The 18413-nt window shown below is 33.2% G+C and carries 16 protein-coding genes and 1 other RNA gene; 10 read left to right on the top strand and 7 right to left on the bottom strand.

Translation table 11 applies throughout. The features are described 5' to 3' along the window. The first annotated feature begins 28 nt into the window (after positions 1–28). The 4 genes from ytxJ to BWZ20_RS03425 all read left to right on the top strand — a co-directional run bounded on the left by ytxJ (position 29) and on the right by BWZ20_RS03425 (position 4357). Positions 29–406 carry a bacillithiol system redox-active protein YtxJ gene (gene ytxJ / locus BWZ20_RS03440; RefSeq protein WP_076616342.1) on the top strand — a complete coding sequence of 126 codons (378 nt, stop codon included), beginning with the start codon at positions 29–31 and terminating at the stop codon, positions 404–406. A 297-nt stretch (positions 407–703) separates the two neighbouring features. Beyond that, a complete protein-coding gene (locus BWZ20_RS03435; RefSeq protein ID WP_076616339.1) occupies positions 704–928 on the top strand; it encodes a hypothetical protein in 225 nt (74 codons plus the stop codon). Between the two features lie 74 nt (positions 929–1002). Continuing rightward, positions 1003–1725, top strand: a complete 723-nt coding sequence (locus tag BWZ20_RS03430) for a GLPGLI family protein (protein ID WP_076616336.1) — start codon at positions 1003–1005, stop codon at positions 1723–1725. Then, a complete protein-coding gene (locus BWZ20_RS03425; RefSeq protein WP_076616333.1) occupies positions 1688–4357 on the top strand; it encodes a hypothetical protein in 2670 nt (889 codons plus the stop codon). The genes BWZ20_RS03430 and BWZ20_RS03425 overlap by 38 nt, the downstream gene beginning before the upstream one ends. Positions 4358–4584: 227 nt before the next feature. Here BWZ20_RS03425 and BWZ20_RS03420 read toward each other — a convergent pair whose 3' ends face one another. Together BWZ20_RS03420 and fahA are read right to left on the bottom strand one after the other, a co-directional pair. Further along, complete coding sequence (locus BWZ20_RS03420) at positions 4585–5766, bottom strand: hypothetical protein (protein ID WP_076616329.1); 1182 nt, start codon at positions 5764–5766, stop codon at positions 4585–4587. Positions 5767–5936: 170 nt separating this feature from the next. Further along, positions 5937–7229: a fumarylacetoacetase gene (gene fahA, locus BWZ20_RS03415; RefSeq protein WP_076616326.1), complete on the bottom strand. Its 1293-nt coding sequence runs from the start codon at positions 7227–7229 to the stop codon at positions 5937–5939. A 112-nt stretch (positions 7230–7341) separates the two neighbouring features. On the opposite strand from fahA, the gene glyA reads away from it, so the two are divergent. Next, entirely contained in the window at positions 7342–8616 is a 1275-nt protein-coding gene (gene glyA, locus BWZ20_RS03410) for a serine hydroxymethyltransferase (protein ID WP_076616322.1), read from the top strand. 163 nt (positions 8617–8779) lie between these two features. Here glyA and BWZ20_RS03405 read toward each other — a convergent pair whose 3' ends face one another. From BWZ20_RS03405 to BWZ20_RS03390, 4 genes are all read right to left on the bottom strand, one after another. After that, positions 8780–10354 (bottom strand): hypothetical protein, encoded by a 1575-nt coding sequence (locus BWZ20_RS03405; RefSeq protein WP_076616319.1) that lies wholly within the window; start codon positions 10352–10354, stop codon positions 8780–8782. A gap of 182 nt (positions 10355–10536) precedes the next feature. Beyond that, the gene (locus BWZ20_RS03400; protein ID WP_157358309.1) at positions 10537–11298 is read right to left on the bottom strand and encodes a hypothetical protein; all 762 of its coding nucleotides are present in this window, start codon (positions 11296–11298) and stop codon (positions 10537–10539) included. Between the two features lie 82 nt (positions 11299–11380). After that, positions 11381–11770, bottom strand: a complete 390-nt coding sequence (locus BWZ20_RS03395) for an acyl-CoA thioesterase (protein WP_076616313.1) — start codon at positions 11768–11770, stop codon at positions 11381–11383. A gap of 7 nt (positions 11771–11777) precedes the next feature. Then, positions 11778–12806 (bottom strand): glutaminyl-peptide cyclotransferase, encoded by a 1029-nt coding sequence (locus BWZ20_RS03390; RefSeq protein WP_076616310.1) that lies wholly within the window; start codon positions 12804–12806, stop codon positions 11778–11780. A gap of 89 nt (positions 12807–12895) precedes the next feature. On the opposite strand from BWZ20_RS03390, the gene ffs reads away from it, so the two are divergent. From ffs to fsa, 4 genes are all read left to right on the top strand, one after another. Then, positions 12896–12994, top strand: an RNA gene (gene ffs, locus BWZ20_RS03385) — signal recognition particle sRNA small type. A gap of 83 nt (positions 12995–13077) precedes the next feature. Beyond that, a complete protein-coding gene (locus tag BWZ20_RS03380) occupies positions 13078–13881 on the top strand; it encodes an SDR family oxidoreductase (protein ID WP_076616308.1) in 804 nt (267 codons plus the stop codon). A gap of 45 nt (positions 13882–13926) precedes the next feature. Beyond that, positions 13927–14328 (top strand): hypothetical protein, encoded by a 402-nt coding sequence (locus BWZ20_RS03375; protein ID WP_076616305.1) that lies wholly within the window; start codon positions 13927–13929, stop codon positions 14326–14328. Between the two features lie 117 nt (positions 14329–14445). Further along, positions 14446–15099 (top strand): fructose-6-phosphate aldolase, encoded by a 654-nt coding sequence (gene fsa / locus BWZ20_RS03370; protein ID WP_076616302.1) that lies wholly within the window; start codon positions 14446–14448, stop codon positions 15097–15099. Positions 15100–15132: 33 nt separating this feature from the next. On the opposite strand, the gene BWZ20_RS03365 is transcribed toward fsa, so the two are convergent. Beyond that, positions 15133–16581, bottom strand: coding sequence for a TlpA family protein disulfide reductase (locus BWZ20_RS03365; protein WP_083677145.1), 1449 nt, complete (start codon positions 16579–16581; stop codon positions 15133–15135). A gap of 181 nt (positions 16582–16762) precedes the next feature. Between BWZ20_RS03365 and BWZ20_RS03360 the strand changes: the two genes are divergently transcribed. Further along, positions 16763–18388 (top strand): ABC-F family ATP-binding cassette domain-containing protein, encoded by a 1626-nt coding sequence (locus BWZ20_RS03360; protein WP_076616298.1) that lies wholly within the window; start codon positions 16763–16765, stop codon positions 18386–18388. Positions 18389–18413: the final 25 nt, after the last annotated feature.

The following is an 18413-nucleotide window of genomic DNA, read 5'->3' as shown; positions in this document are numbered from 1 at the left end:
GAACTGACGTTAAAATTAAATTTTAAATATGTTTAAAAAATTATTTGGCTCATCAGAGCCTAAAGAAGAAAAGATATTACCGTGGATTGCTCTCAATGGTATTGAGCAGCTTAATGAGATAGAAGAACGGTCTACAGGGAAAACACAGGTTATTTTTAAACACTCTACACGTTGCGGTATTAGCAGAATGGTGATGAACCAGTTTGTTGCCGCTTACGACCTAAACCTTAATGCAGATTTATACTATTTAGATTTATTAAGTTATAGAGATGTCTCTAATGCGGTTGGTTATAAATTTCAGGTGCTGCACGAGTCGCCACAGCTTTTGGTGATAAAAAATGGAGTAGTGGTAGCGCATGCGAGCCATGGTGGTATTAATGCTATGGATTTAGTAAAGTATATCTAAAAATTACGTAGTTCTACGTATTGACTTTTTGACCTAAAATAGTGAACTTCGCTTATCATCCGATAAAGTCAATTATTAACTGACCTTATCTAACCTTTGGTAACCATTTGAACACCTAAACAGAGCAATTTAAAGACCATCCGACTTACGGAATTTGAAAGAAAAAACGTAAATTGACTCTCTGAAAAGTGTGATTTGAATACTATGGTCTAAAAAAGTGCGGAATAGTCCGCTTGCCGAATTACAAAGACCTTAAATATGTATAGTTCTGCAACTTAACCTTTAAATACTAAAAAAATGAAAAATGTTTTTTTTACTTTAGCCTTCATGATAGGCTCATTGGCTTTTGCTAATACAGAAGTTAATAAATCAGAAAAAGTTGATGCTTTTTCAGAATGCTGTAAAGTTACACTTGAACAAGAATCTACTGGAGATTCTGTAACTGTAAGAGCTTGTAGAACTACAATCGAAGAGGCTTGTGATGCAGCTTACGCAAAAGCCTTAGTTGCAATTGAAGAGTAATTTAAAAGAAATAGGTTGGGGCAGTTGCCCAAACCTATTTTTATTTACCACAAAATAAACCTTAATTATAAATTATGAAATCATTATTAATATTATTTTTTTTTCCATTAACTATATTTTCTCAGAGTTATCAAGTAAAATATGAATATCAAATACCCAGTGGTACAAAAATCCATTATGAACTTACCACTAATGGAAATTATTCGGAATTTATAAATATAAAATCAGAAAAAAGCAAAGAAGAAAGCGTACTTATTTCTTCATCAAAAGAAAGGTTTTTTGTACTTAAAAACATCGAGGACAATGTATTAATATCAACTGATTTTTTAGGAAAAAAGCGGATTATTATCAAAGATTCATTAAACATAATAGACTGGGAATTAATTGATGAACATAAAGAGGTTATCGGAATGAAATGTCTAAAAGCTAAAATGAATTTTAGAGGTCGTGACTATATAGCGTATTATTCGCCTGAAATTAATGTTCAAGATGGACCTTGGAAATTTCAGGGATTACCGGGACTTATTATGGAAATCTATACTACGGATGGAGATTATCATTATCAAGTAATAGAAGTTAGAAAAATACCAGACTTTAAAGAGAAAGAAATTAATTTCCAAAACGAAAAATTATATGATTGGAAATCATTTAAAGAACTATACGTTACATACATTGATAATTTAATTAAATACTTTAAATCCGAAAAAGAAGAAACTGGTTATTCAGATTATTATAAAGTTAATAAGCCCGAAATTATATATGAGAAAGCACAGACTGGCGACGGTATTGAATTTTAATATTTTTCTAGCTCTATTTCTATTAGCAACATCTGTACAATCTCAAACAATAAATGGTAATGTCAGAAATATTGAATCTAATGAGTATTTAACTTCCACAATTATAATCGGAGAACTGAACGACTCACTAAAAAAAAAAGAGTTTTACGTTGTAAGGAAAGGAAGTTTCTCTTATAATCTAAAAAACAATTATAAGAGTATTTTGTTAATTACAAAAAGTAATGGCTACATATCTGATACTATTGTTATATCCAATATTCAAAAAAACAGGACATATAATTTAGATATTTTTTTAAATAGAGACAACAATACTCTACTAGATGAAGTAGTAATTTTGGCGAAAAAGAAAGCATTCAAAATTAAAAAGGATACTATTTCTTTCAATGTATCGAGGTTTTTAGATGGTTCAGAAAATAAAATTGAAGAAGTTATAAAAAAATTACCTGGTATAGACGTAAACAGTAACACAGGCGAAATTAAATACAAAGGCAAATCCATAGAGACAGTTACATTGGATGGCGATAATTTATTTGGATTCAACTATACATTAGGCACAAAGAACATCAATGTAGATATGGTGGAACAAATAGAAGCCATAGATAATTATGCAGAAAATCCACTTTTAAAAGGCATAGAACAAGGTGGTAAAGTATCATTAAATTTAAAATTAAAAAAAGGGAGAATTGATTTTTCGGGAAATGCAGATTTTGCCTCAGGTCTCTTTGAAAATGGCAGTATTTCTTATGATATAAGTTCAAATGTCTTAGGCATCACAAAGTCCTATAAATCATTTGCTACTTTAGGTTATAATAATATAGGTGTCAACCGCTCACCTTTTGATTATTTTGGATTTAGTTTTAATCTTGAACAACAAAAAGAACAAAATTATTTTGCAAACAAAATAATACCCGAAACTCGTTTCTCAAATCTATTAGAAAATAGAAGAGCAAACATCAACAATCAGTTTTTTGGTAATAATAATGCTATTTTTAAAATTAATCCTAGGTTGAGTGTTAAAACAAATTTGTATTATTTGCAAGATAGAATAACTACTAATCAACTTTTTCAAAATGATTTTCAGATAAACAATGATGTGTTTACAACAATAGATAATACATTTATAACAAAAAGACCACAGCAATATCGTGGCGATTTAGAAATAAAATACAATACTTCAAAAACTTCCTTATTAGAATATAACTTAAGATTACGTCAAGAGAACATAGAGACACCCACAACAATAATTCAAAACCAAACCGATGAGTTTTCAACCTTTTTAAAAACGGAAGATTTTTACTTAAAACAAGATTTACTTTGGACAAAAAAGCTTTCTGATAAAAAGGCTTTGCAACTTTCACTTTTTCATTCATTTAATGATTTGCCACAAACCTTTAACATTACACCATCATTATTTGACGTAGATGCATTAAATAACACCCAAGAAAGTGTGTTTAAACGAACATTTTTAGAGGGAAAAGCAACTTATCTTGGTTCAGGAAAAAAAGATAAATACACGTTTACCTTAGGTGGAAATTTCAACTATTCGCCTTTCATTTCGAGGTTGTTTAATTCAGAAGAAAACATTTCAGAAAATAATTTTGATTATTCAAAAAGCAACATTTTTAACACAGGAGTATATAATTTTAATCGAGGAAAATGGCATATTTCGCCATCATATTCAATTAGAGTTTTAAATCAAAGCTTAGAACAGAACTTAGTAAATGATGAAGAAACTCAAAATAATTTCATTTTTGAACCTGCTTTAAAAGTTAAATATGTTCTAAATTCAGTCTCTTTTATAACCGCCAATGCAGGCTACAATCAAAACACTAACGCAGAACAATATTTCTTTTTAAACCAAGTATTGATTAACAACCGAACTACCATTAATAATTTACCAAGTTTAAAATTACAAAACAGTCAAAGATATAGTTTGTTGTATTTTAATAATGATTTGTATAATCAATTTCAACTTAACGCAAACATTAGTTACCAAAAGTCCAAAGGAAACTTTTTTACCAATCAAAATATTACAGAAAATACTACTCAAATAGAATACTTTTTTTTGCCACAAAATAATAGCAATTGGAATATGAATGTTCAAGTTTCAAAATATTTTTCTTTTATTGAATCTACTATAAAGTTAACAAGTAATTATTCCATTTCTAACTTCAAAAATATTGTTAACAATTCGAATTTAAGGCTAAATCAAGATGATTTTTTGAGTAATTCGTTTTTTTGGAAAACAGCTTTTGAAATTCCAATAAATTTTGAAAACACTTTTACATATGAGTATTCCAAGTCAAAGAATGAAAACCAGTCAGCATTTACAAACGCTTCTTGGCAAAATAATCTCAAGCTCATTTTTAAACCAAATAAACGTTGGTTTTTAATTGTTTCTACCGACTATTACTTGCCAGATACAGAAAAATCCGATAATCAATTCTTCTTTTTTGATGCAACTTTAAGACATAGACCAAAAAGCAAAAATTGGGAGGCACGTTTAGAAATGCAAAATATTACTAATGAAAATAATTTTGAGCAAATTCAAACCTCTGACATATCAACGACAGTATTTAGAAGTAATTTATTACCACGATACTTTTTGCTAAATTTAACTTGGAATTTTTAGTTGAATTCTAAAAAAGATGGAATAAAAACGGCTACCAACACCGCATATAAAAAATAGCGGTTTATTCGCTTAATCGAAAGAAAATGAACAAATTAAAGGTCAGTTATAATCCGAAAAGTTAGTGTGTGAAATCCGCTACTTTTCATATACAAAACCGATAAGCGTAACCAATAAAAAAACCTCTCACATTTCGACAAGCTCAATGAACATGAGAGGTTTTATAATTACTAACTATTCAAACGATATGAACTGATAATATTTTTTAATTTCAGTTTTAGATCTTCTCCAGAGTCATAGACCATTTTCTCATCCGTAGGAAAACGTACTTGTCTTTGCCTTAAGATATTAATATCGTCTCTATTCAGTGCTCTTCGGTCTCCTTTAAAGCGACCGAAAACATTTTCAAAGGTAAATCCGCTGTCTATGGTAAAGGCATCAATAACCTGGTTTTGTTTTAAGTCTTTATACACCACGTCTGCAATTACCTGTGAGGATTTGGTTTGTAATACTTCAAAAAATCTTGCTCTAACATTTACAATCTTATCTACTTTAATATCGTTGCCTAAGCTATCTTTGGCTACATTACCGTTATCATCTAAAAGGTATTCCCAACCATCAACAATTTGCCTTTCTCTTAATAGCTGTCTCTCGTTAATACGCTCTGGAGAAATGTTAATGCGCTTTAATTGCAGTTCCATAGCAAAATCATAATCTATTTTGTTGTCTGCAACAGCGTGGTATGTTGTCCAGAATTGGTTAAGACCATAGGTGTTAAAATCTAAAAGCTCAGATTCTAAACGTTGCGGTATAATTTGATGTGTTTGGTTTAAAATAGACACATGTACATAGTCCATACCTTTTCTGTGTGCTTCTAGCATATATGTTGTAACATCTTCAAAATTTGGGTTAATGCTATTTACATAATCAAAAAGGTTATACGCTTCACGTGCATTGAACTTATCTTCAGTATCCAACAAGTCCAAACCTTTGTCCATTAAATAGTCTGAAGTCTTATATCTGTAATCAACTAATTCACTTGAGTAATCGCTAAAAACAAAAGAGATCTCTCTACCATTTACTTGAAGTGGCAATATGCGCTTAATGGCATTTTGTCGAGCTTCTAAATCCGCATAGCTTTCATAGATTGTTTTGTATAACTCAGGATTGCCATCTTTTTTGAGATGCGCAATTTGTGCCAAATCTTCTACTAAAACTTTATCATAAGCATCCTTTAGCATGATCACATAAGCTTGCTTACGCTTTTTGTCTTTGTTGTTTTCTAAATTTCTAAGTGCTTCAGAAATGGCATGGTCGTAATTGCCATGACTGATGGCTTCTTCAATTTGTTTTTTGGCACTACAAGATACGAGTGCCGAAACAAGTACTGTAATAAGTAATAATCGCTTCATAATCTTGTATTTTATGGTTTATGTATAGTATAAACCAATCATTGTGCCAGTTTTTTGTTTAGGGGTTTTGGGAGTTGGGTTTTGGGTTTTGGGTATAGTGGGAGGGTTAAAAAAAAGCTCGGAATTGATAAACAATTTCGAGCTAAGCGTTTTAACGAGGCGCTTTATATTTACTTTTTCTTCTTTGGATTAAAAACAGGCAATAATTGTGTTTTTACCTGTCCGAAGCCAATGCGTACATCATCATTTTCGCAATAGCCACGCATTACCACAGTATCGTAATCGTTAATGAACTTACGCTCGGTACCATCTTTTAGCTTCACGGGCTTAGTACCTTTCCATGTTAACTCTAGCATTGAGCCATAGGAATCTGGTGTTGGGCCAGAAATGGTGCCACTACCCATCATATCGCCAGCATTTACAGGGCACCCATTAACCGTATGATGCGCTAATTGCTGAGCCATATTCCAGTACATGTATTTAAAGTTTGTTTTACAAACTGTAGTTTCTTTACCTCCTTTAGGGATAATTCCGGCTTCTAAATGAATGTCAAAGCTGTGCTTTCCTTTTGTTTGTAAATACTCTAAAGGCTTAGGATTTTGCTCAGGGCTTGCTACTCTAAATGGCTCTAAGGCATCTAGGGTTACAATCCATGGAGACATAGACGATGCAAAATTCTTTCCTAAGAAAGGGCCTAATGGCACGTATTCCCATTTTTGAATATCTCTAGCCGACCAGTCGTTAAACACCACTAATCCGAAGATATATTCTTCAGCTTCCTCAACAGGAATTGGTTCACCAAGATCATTAGCATCTGTAGTAATGAATGCCATTTCCAGTTCAAAATCTACCAATTGGCTCGGGCCAAATACAGGTTTGTCTGCACCTTCTGGTAAGGTTTGTCCTTGAGGTCTGTGAATTGGAATATGTGTTGTTACAATTGAAGAACTACGACCATGATAGCCAACTGGAATATGAAGCCAGTTAGGTAAAAGTGCATTATCTGGATCTCTAAACATAGCACCTACATTGGTGGCATGCTCTTTACTAGAATAAAAATCCGTATAGTCACCAACATGCACAGGCATTTGCATTTCTATTTCATCTAATCTAAAACATATAATCTCCTTGTGCTTGGTGTTGTTTTTTAATTCGTTGTTATTAGAGTCGAAAATTTCAGCAACACGATTGCGGACTGCGCGCCATGTTTTACGGCCGTCTGCTATAAAGTCATTTAGAGAATCTTGAAGAAAAATATCATCAGTAAGCGGAATACCCTCAAAATAACCCAACTGATGCAGTGCACCCAGGTCTATCGCTGTATCTCCAATACGTGTTCCTATGGTAATAATATCTTCTCTAGTTAAAAATACACCAAACGGGATATTTTGTATTGGAAAATCAGAGTATTTATTAACGTATAACCACGATGTTCTGTTTGGGTCGTTGGCTGAAATTGACATAATATATTTTGTTGATTAAATGTTCATTATTTTCTATTCAAACCTACATAAATTTTAATATTAAAACTAATGTAATGCTTATTTTTGTATTCATTTAACAAAGACATTAATTATGCAACGCGACGAACAGATATTTGAGTTAATACAAGCCGAAAAAGAACGCCAAACAGATGGTATAGAACTCATTGCCTCGGAGAATTTTGTAAGTGACCAGGTTATGGAAGCTGCAGGTTCTGTACTAACCAATAAATATGCCGAAGGCTATCCTGGAAAACGCTACTATGGTGGTTGCGAAGTCGTAGATGAAGTAGAACAAATTGCTATAGAAAGGGCTAAAACCTTATTTGGTGCTGCTTATGCCAATGTGCAGCCACATTCTGGCAGCCAGGCCAATACAGCGGTTTTTCATGCGTGTTTAAATCCAGGTGACACTATTTTAGGGTTCGATTTATCTCATGGAGGTCATTTAACCCACGGTTCGCCAGTAAACTTTTCAGGTAAATTATATAGACCTACATTTTATGGTGTAAAGAAAGATACAGGTTATATTGACTATGACATGCTATCTGATGTTGCAGAGAAAGAACGTCCAAAATTAATTATAGCAGGCGCTTCGGCATATTCTCGTGATATGGATTTTGCCAAATTTAGAGAAGTGGCCGATAACGTTGGTGCTGTTTTATTAGCAGATATTTCGCATCCTTCGGGTTTAATTGCCAAAGGTATTTTAAGCGATCCAATGCCACATTGCCACGTGGTAACTACAACGACACACAAAACGTTACGTGGACCAAGAGGAGGAATGATTATGATGGGCGAAAATATTGATAACCCATTTGGTATTACTTTAAAGAATGGCAAACTTCGTAAAATGTCAGGATTGTTGGATTCTGGTGTATTCCCTGGAAACCAAGGTGGACCTTTAGAGCATATTATTGCAGCTAAAGCGATTGCTTTTGGCGAAGCACTAACAGACGAGTTTTTACATTATATGCTACAAGTTAAAAAGAATGCTGATGCTATGGCACAGGCTTTTGTGGCTAAAGATTATAACTTAATTTCTGGAGGTACTGATAACCATATGATGCTTATAGATCTTAGAAATAAAAATATAACAGGTAAAGATGCTGAAAATGCTTTGGTAAAAGCAGATATTACAGTTAATAAAAACATGGTGCCATTTGACACAGAATCTCCTTTTGTGACTTCTGGTATTAGAGTTGGTACACCAGCCATTACAACAAGAGGTTTAAAAGAAACTGACATGGCTTACGTAGTGGATCTAATTGATGAAGTCATCAATAATTATGAAAATGAAACTGTATTAGAAGGTGTTGCTGAAAAGGTAAATGAACTTATGGGTGGCAGACCTTTGTTTAATGCTTAATAGAAGCTGGGTCATTCTGAATTTGTTTGAGAATCAATTGTGTAAGTGAGATACTGAAACAACACTTGGACAAGCTCAGTTTGACAGTTCAGCATGACAATAATAAAATTTAAGCCTTTCAAACAAAAAATTGAAAGGCTTTTTTCTATAATCTAAATAAATTTTAATCTTCGAAAGGAGTACTCTCATAAGCGCCAATATCAGGAAGTCCGTTGGTTAAACCTCTTTGATTTCCTAATAAATCATTTCCACTAGGATTTAATAGTAGTGCTTCACCATTAGCACCAGAATCTTCTCCAATACGCATTAGGTTTTCAAAAGGATCTTCGAAATCTGGATCTATGTTTCGGATTATACCTTCGTAACGTGTTGCATCGCTAAAGATATAATTTCCTGTACCTTCAAGATTTTCATTGTTAAAGCGAATAAGACAATTGGTGAATTTAAAGTCAAAGGCATCACCTTCATTTTCTAGAAGAATTTCAGGGTTGTCGTTTCCATAAATAATACAATTTATAAATTCAGCTTCTGTTGTATTTGTAAAAACAGTGTTGTTTTCATCCACAATAAAATCGTTTAGCAATAGCGCTGGAAACTGTCTAAAACTGCTATTCCAATAATTAGCAATGGTACAGTGGGTAAAATTGTATTTTCCACCCAAGGTGCCAGCAAAAGAGGACTGCCCTGAGTTGTTAATTACTAGATTTTCTGCAGCAATGGAGGTTGCACGTCCTAATAATCCAAAAGCACTAGAATTGTATATTTGACTGTTGGTAATGGTTAATTTGTTGTTAGTGTCAGTCTGCCCAAATTCTGACAATACACCAATGGTAGCATTTTTAATAGTTGCATAATTCATGGTGTTATTTTCACTACCATTAAATAACCAAATCGTTCCCCATTGTCCTGGTACATCACTAAATAGTGGTTCTAAACGATCTCCTTCGAGAATAACCTCATTCTCTAATACCTCTTGGTCTGTACTTAAATCTCCATTTATACTCAGTGTTCCTCCTTCGGTAACAATGATGCCAGAATCTGCGTGAAAATGCACACGTGCACCAGGTTCCATCGTTAAGGTTTGTCCTGCTCCAACACCAGCATAACCATAAATTACATAAGGCTTTTCGTTGGTAAAGGTGAGTTCGTCGTTTTCTAAATAGCGTCCTTGTAATGTAGTTTCGTCTGGTGTGCCGTCACCATCAACATCAAAGGTTAGCGTTTCTATAATGCCAGTATCTTCATCTCTATTTGCAAAAATGAAAACCGCATCTTTTACCAAAGTTACGAGGTCGACATCTTGCTGGTTGCTGCCTGAATCGAACAGTATTTTATCGGTGTATAAAAATTGATTTTCCAAGGTGGATAGCGTTGAAATGTCAATAGTTGTTTCAATAAAAATGAATAAACTATCATTGGCTAAAAGCTCTACGTTCTCAAAGAATTTTCCTTGCTGTGCGCCTTCTAATCCTGTGGTACCGTCAACATTCATTCTATAAAATGAATTGACTCCATTTTCTAATTGAATGGTAGGTATTACAATATCATCGTCACTTCTGTTGTATACTTTTAGATTGTACGTGCTAGAGCCAATATTTGTAAATACGGTATCTAGGTAAACTGTGTCACGTTCAAATTCTAAGTTGCCTGTGCTTGGTGCGAATTCGAAGTCTTTGCGGCAAGAACTCCAGAATAACAAAACAATAAAACAAATAAGGAAGGATAACAATCGCTTCATAAGAGATAAATATAATTTGGCTTAAAAATATAACTTTTGAAGTTATGATTTAGTATGCAATGGTATAATTAATACATATCATATCATTCAGAGGGAAGCCTGACCGAAGAATCTATTTATAAAAATCTTTGTATTAACAATTAAGAGATTCTTCACTCGTACCTCGCTCTGAATGACACAGATTAATCCTTTACCGTAGCCTCTTCACCATATTCTTCAAGAAGAATAAGAAATAATTGACTGTGAACTACCAATTCTTCTAAAAGTTGCATCTTGTTTTTGTCTTTTAACAATTCTTTTCTAACACCTTTCTTGGCACAATAATCAATAAAAAGATTGATGTTGTTTTCAGGAATTTTTAAATCTAAAGTAAGTAGCTCTTTATTAAAAAAATCATCTGTTGCAAAAAATGATTCTAATTCTTGATAGTCTAGGGGAATTTTGTTTTCTATATTTTCATTTTTCCGTTTTCTAAGAAGTTTTGAAATACCTTTATATAGTTGTTTAAGATCTAAGGTAGGCATTAAATTATCTCCACTTTTTACCAACGGTTTCTTTGATAGATGTTTTTGTTCAGTCTTTATGGTAGCGTAATAAGATATAGAGTCAAACTTATTCTTTTTTTCATTAGTGATCTTAACTTCATTTAACTCACTGATAATTTCATCGACTTCAAAAATAGTAACATCATCAAAATGAGATTGCTTTAGTACAACTTCTAAAGGATGGTAAAAAATGGATTGAAATATAATCGTGTCATTGACCTTAGCTTGAATGCTAAAATCTCCGTCATTATTGGTGATGGTAAGTATATTCTGTGTTTTGTTGATGACTTTCATATCCTTAACAACCGTCTTAGTGTCGTAAACTTTTCCTTTTAAAGTTTGTGCAGATAGGTTGAAATAGAAGGACAAGAAGAGCAAAAAGATTAGTGAAAACCGCATTAGTAGTTGATTAGTGCTTTAAAGAAACACTTTATCGGTTAAACCGAAGTTAGGATTAAAAAAACTTTAACCTAAAGAAATGTTAATCAAACAGTTTGGCGACTTCTGCTGGGATTCTTGCAGGCTTTTTGGTGGCCATATTCATAAAACACCACTTTGTTTCAGAGGTGACAATGATCTTATCATTGGTTTTATTAGTAATTTCTACATGACGAATAGAAGTGAGGCCTTCTGATTTTGAAACATAGGTTTTTACAGTTAATTTATCTCCTAATAATGCTTCGCCTTTATACTGAATATTATGACTTAGCATTACCCAAAAGTAGTTCTCTAAAATGGTTTTGGGCGCATTTTTTAACCAGTGTGCTTCCGCAATATCCTGTACCCATTGCACATAGCGCACATTGTTAACGTGGTTAAGTTGATCTAGGTCGTCTTTAGAAACAATGATGGTTTTTTCAAAGGTTTGCAAAGTAGGCTTATTGCTTTTTAATTTTTACTTCAAAAAGTTTGTCCCAGTTTTTACCAGTCACAAAAATGGTTTTGCGCTCAGGGTGGTAAGCAATACCATTTAAAACATCTAACTCGTTGTGTTGGGTTACTAATTTTCTAAGAGGAGTAAAATTAATAACACCTTCTACGCCTCCTGTTTTAGGATTAATAATTACCACGCCATTTTTTTGATAGATATTGGCAAATATTTTACCATCAATCCACTCGAGCTCATTTAAAGCTGGAATTTTGCCTTTTTCAGTATATACTTCGATATGGCTGACTTCAGATAAATTATCGGGATTAAGAATCCAGATTTTTTCGGTACCATCAGATTTATACAGTTGTTTACCGTCGTTACAAATTCCCCAACCTTCTTTACTTGTGCCGTAATTGAAGGTTTTTAGTTTTTCAAACGTGTTTACATCGTATACAAAGCCACGCTTTGCTCTCCATGTTAATTGGTAAAGTTTTTCATCTAAAATTGTTAAACCTTCACCAAAAAAATTGTTATCAAGGTTAATGTTTTTTAAAACTTCACCAGTTTCAAAATTTACTTTTCTAAGCTTTGATTCGTTGTACTGACCAGTACTTTCGTACAACTCACCATTGTAAAACTCTAGGCCTTGCGTGTAAGATGTAATGTCGTGAGGGTAAGTGTTTACAATGTCGTAATTGTAAATAGAAGGGATGCTGTTGTTGTAAATAGTAATGGTTTTACTAATGGTTTCGGTTTTATCATCATATGTAATGGTAGCAACTAGAGATTTTTCCCCTAAGGTTATATTTTCTAGCACAGCATCTTTAGCAATGGATTTACCCTCTAGTTGGTAACTAATATTTGTAATATTTAACTTTTTAGGGTTGCTGATGCTAAGGTTTAACCTATCGCCCAATAATAACGACTTTGTGTTTAGATCAATAGATAATCCTGTTTGACTTGCGGTATTGGTTTCTCCACAATTAATTAAAGCCAGGCTTAAGCAAAAGATAATGAGGTACTTGTAAAATTGCATGAATGTCTTAGAATTTTCAGGAAAGGTATTAAATAAAATTCAGTTTAAAAATCATTGTTAAAGTATTAAAAGGTTGTATCTTTGCCACCAGGCAAGTCCTACACAACCAGCTCCTGCTTAATCCTCCAGGACGGGAACGTAGCAAAGGTACGCGGTCGTAGCGGTGTGATGTAGGTAGCTTGCCTTTTTTTATGCGCTAAAATGAAGTATTGAATGTTTTAGAACTATCTAAAACTTTGTACTTTTAACTTCCAACTTCTAACTTAATAAAATGTCTAAAGTTGTTTTAATAACTGGAGGGTCTTCAGGAATAGGTAAATCAGTAGGCGAATTTTTGCAGCAAAAAGGGTTTAAGGTTTATGGAACCAGCAGAAATCCAAAGCATTATCCAAACAGTAAATTTCCTATTGTGGCTTTAGATGTTACAAAACCTGAAACGATTTGGTCGTGTATTGCTGAAGTTTTAAAACAAGAAAGCAGAATAGATGTCCTTATAAATAATGCTGGTGCTGGTATTACGGGTCCTGTGGAAGAAATTCCGGATGCAGAGATAAAACGAAACTTTGAGACTAATTTTTTTGGACCTATCAATGTTATAAAGGCTACATTGCCTGCTATGAGAGCTCAAAACTCGGGCTTAATTATTAACATCACCTCAATTGCAGGTTATATGGGTTTACCGTTTAGAGGAATTTACAGTGCCAGTAAAGGAGCTTTAGAAATTATAACTGAAGCATTTAGGATGGAGCTTAAGGATTTTAATATAGAAATGACCAATGTTGCTCCAGGAGATTTTGCCACAAACATTGCCGCAGGCAGATATCATGCACCCGTTTTAGAAGATTCACCATACAAAGAAAAGTATGGACATTCTTTAAAAACAATGGATGAACATGTTGATGAAGGTGGAGATCCTAAAGAAATGGCAGAGGCTATTTTTAGAATTATTGAAACTAAATCTCCTAAAATTCATTACAAAGTTGGTGCATTTATGCAGAAGTTTTCTATTGTGCTTAAACGCGTTTTGCCAGATAAAATCTACGAGAAACTATTGATGAACCATTACAATATTTAAAAGGTTTTGGTACACTATTTGATATGTACATCTAAAATACCTATCATGAAAAGAACGCTACTACTCGCTATTTTATCCTTAAGTACGCTTTTGGGTTGCGAAGAGCCACTATGTATTTTTCCTAAAGAGCCAGAGCTGCCTAATAAACAATTTCCTATTGGTAATACAGAAGATTATTACTATGTAGATTTAGACGCAGAGATAAATAACGAACCTAGAGATAACGATTATGACTATTATTTTGATGTAGAGGGTTTGCCTTTGGGAATGGACTACTTTGTAAACTTTAGAACCATTAGTTTAGAAGGTACACCAGAAGAAGCAGGGATTTTTGAAATTACTATTTTTCTCGAAGTAGATGGTCCATTTAGAAATGATTTTGATGATAATGTTGATGACTTGTGTAGTTATAGAACTTCTAAAACCTATACACTTATTATAGAATAGACTACATTTTGTATTTTACAACTTGTTAATATATTTTATTAAAATCTTTAAAGTCATCAGTCGTAATAGTTGTAAATTCGCGGCAACTAAAAAACACAACAAAATAAATTTACTTAAATGAAATTTTTTATTGACACAGCCAATTTAGACCAGATTAAAGAAGCTCAGGATATGGGTATTTTAGATGGTGTAACAACGAATCCATCGTTAATGGCTAAGGAAGGCATTACAGGTGTAGATAACATTATGAAGCACTATGTAGATATTTGTAATATCGTAGATGGAGACGTTTCAGCAGAAGTTATTTCTACAGATTTTGAAGGTATGGTAAGAGAAGGAGAGGCCTTAGCTGAGTTGCACGACCAGATTGTTATTAAGCTTCCTATGATTAAGGATGGTGTAAAGGCTTGTAAATACTTTTCTGATAGAGGAATTAAAACAAACGTAACGTTGGTATTTTCTCCAGGTCAAGCATTATTAGCAGCAAAAGCTGGTGCTACCTATGTGTCTCCATTTATTGGTCGTTTAGATGATATTTCTACTGATGGTTTAAATCTTATTGCAGAAATCCGACATATTTTTGATAACTATGCTTTTGATACAGAGATATTAGCAGCCTCTGTACGTCATACTATGCATGTTATAGATTGTGCAAAATTAGGTGCAGATGTTATGACAGGACCTTTAAGTTCAATCACTGGATTATTAAAGCATCCATTAACTGACATTGGTTTAGAAAAATTCTTAGCGGACTATAAAAAAGGAAATTAATAAAGTAAATGCTTAAAAATAATCGCAGACACCTTATTGTTTAGCAATGAGGTGTTTTTTTTGCAACATATCTCCAAGCATTTCTGTAAAATCAGATTTAAAAATATTAACATTAGGGTGTAAAATCATTCCGTTCTCGTTAACTATAATGGCTTTATTAAGATAATTAACCGCCAGTACTTTTCTTGCTTTTACAGGATATTTAAATTTATACTCATTTTCAGTTGGAAAATCGTAATTATTTATAATGCTTTTCCAAGATTTATCGTCGTTAGCATTAAGATTAATTGAAACAAATTCCACCTGAGGGAATACGTTTTTTAAACTCTTAACTTTATAATGACTGTTTCTGTACTGCATTTTAGAATTAGATGACCAAAAATAAATAATAGTAGGCTTTTCTATTATCGAATTAAGGTTGTGTTCAGTATTGTCATAATTTACAATTTCTAGATTAGGAATAGGGTTACCTTGCCTTAAAAGCTTGAGCGAACAAACAAGCTCTTTAATACTTTCCTTATCCTCTTCGTTGGTGCTTTTTGGTAGATAATAGTTCAAGATTTCATCAGCTTCGGCTTCAGTATGGTTGTAGCTTACAAAATCTCTGGTTTTATATTTTAAAAGATTATTCTTAATCGTTTCATCAGAAATAATACTGTCAATTAAATCTAACTTAGACTTATTGTATTCCATAGCATGTCTATCAAAGGCACTATGAAAATTATGCTTCTTATAATAGTTCTGCGCTGCTAGATTATCGATATGAGAAAATAAAAATCGATTGTAAGCATATAAGTGACTGAGATGGGTAGCATTGTAATCAACAGATTTTCTGTGTGTATAGAAATCTTCTGGTAAATCCTTTATATGTATAAGCTTATTGTTTCCGAAGTACGCAAATGGATATATCTCCTTATCCGCGTAAGAATTGTAGTTAATATTGGTTTCAATAATAGACTTAAATAATTCAGATTCGTCCTTGTCTAATAAGAAGTTTTGAAATTTTGTTAGTTCTTTGTTGCGTCTTTCATCTATAAATGCGTTAAATTCCTCAGGATCCATTTTGGCATAATGTACCAATTTTTTAGCGTGTTGTTCGTTAGCTAAATACGTGTCAATAAGATAATTGTTTTTTCGAGCTCCTTCGCCAGTAAACACGAGAGATTCGTCAAAATCGTACGTGTTTAATCTAAACATAACACTATCATTAGGTTCTAAAAGAATAAGTTGATATTCACCACCATGTGTAAAAGAGTGTAATCCAGGATCTAGATTTTCAATTTTGTAAATAAACCTATTATTACTATCTAGTGTTACAGAATCAACAACTTTTCCTTTAGTGTTGTACAAGATAACGTTGTTGTTTTTAGGATTAATAATTTCACCTCCAATATAGGCATATTCATCACTATTGTTAGTGTTTACCTTGCAACCAACAGTGATAAGCATAAAGAGTGAAAGTACAATAAATCTAAATAGCATGGGGATTTTACTACAGTTTGCAAACAAAAATATATGATGATAACATGAAGTCTTGTTAATACCTAGTTAAATCTTGTTATAGCAACCATTTATTTCGCTCAATCGCTTAATTTTTCTACTTTTGCACTCTCAAAAAATGCCTTTAATTAACAAAAGGCTAAAAAGACTAAAATTGTAAGTTATGTTATCAGTTTCTAATCTATCTGTTCAATTTGGAAAACGTATCCTTTTTGATGAAGTAAACACCACTTTTAATAATGGTAATTGTTATGGAATTATTGGTGCTAATGGTGCAGGAAAATCTACTTTTTTGAAGATTTTAGCAGGAAAAATGGATCCAACTTCAGGTCATGTACATTTAGAGCCAGGCAAGCGTATGTCTGTACTGGAGCAAAATCATAATAAGCACGACGAGGATACTGTTTTAGAAACGGTTCTTAAGGGTAATAAACCATTGTATAAGTTAAAAACCCAAATAGACGCCTTATATGCAGATTACTCAGATGAAAATGCTGAGAAAATTGGAGAGCTCCAAGTGGAGTTTGAAGAAATGAACGGCTGGAATGCTGATAGTGATGCCGCTGCCATGCTATCTAACCTAGGGATTAAGGAAGACTTACATTATTCCTTAATGGGAGACTTAGATGGTAAGCAAAAAGTACGTGTGTTATTAGCACAGGCTTTATTTGGAAATCCTGACGTATTGATTATGGATGAGCCTACCAACGATTTGGATTATGAAACTATCTCTTGGTTAGAGAATTTCTTAGCTCATTATGACAATTGTGTTATTGTAGTGTCTCACGACCGTCACTTCTTGGATGCCGTTTGTACGCATATCTCGGACATAGATTTCGGAAAAATAAATCACTATTCCGGTAACTATACCTTTTGGTACGAGTCGTCTCAGTTAGCTGCCAAACAGCGTGCACAACAAAACAAAAAGGCTGAAGAAAAGAAGAAAGAATTAGAAGAATTTATACGTCGTTTTTCTGCAAATGTTGCGAAATCCAAGCAAGCAACAAGTAGAAAGAAGATGATTGATAAACTAAATATTGCAGACATTAAGCCTAGCAGTCGTCGATATCCTGCAATAATTTTTGAGCGTGAGCGTGAAGCTGGTGATCAGATTTTAAATGTAGAGGGTTTAGCAGCAAGTATTGATGGCGAAGTGTTATTTAAAGATATAGACATTAACCTTGCAAAAGGCGATAAGGTTGTTATTTGTTCTAAAGACTCCAGAGCCTCTACTGCGTTTTATGAAATTATAAACGGCAAGCAAAACCCAGATGAAGGAAAATTTTCTTGGGGAGTTACAACAACACAATCGTACTTGCCACTAGATAACAGTGAGTATTTTGATAACAAGTTAACTTTAGTTGATTGGTTACGTCAATGGGCAACTACTGAAGAAGAGCGGGAAGAAGTCTACATAAGAGGTTTCTTGGGGAAAATGATATTTAGTGGTGAAGAAGCCCTAAAAACTGCAGATGTATTATCTGGTGGTGAAAAAGTACGTTGTATGCTTAGCCGAATGATGATGATGAGAGCTAACGTTGTTATGGTAGATGAACCAACAAACCACTTAGATCTTGAGAGTATTACCGCATTTAACAATGCGCTTAAAAACTTTAAAGGCACTGTATTGCTAACCACGCACGATCACGAGTTTGCACAAACGGTAGGAAACAGAATTATAGAGCTTACACCAAATGGAGTTATAGATCGTTACATGACATTTGATGAATACATGAGCGACAAAAAGATAAAGGAACAGCGTGAGAAAATGTATGCTGTTGAGGCTTAATAGTTTAGTAACTGAACGACTGATT

The sequence above is a fragment of the Winogradskyella sp. J14-2 genome (genome assembly GCF_001971725.1).
In the GTDB taxonomy this organism is placed as follows: domain Bacteria; phylum Bacteroidota; class Bacteroidia; order Flavobacteriales; family Flavobacteriaceae; genus Winogradskyella.
Note: the sequence above shows the minus strand (reverse complement) of the source record. Positions and strands in the feature narration are given on the sequence as shown.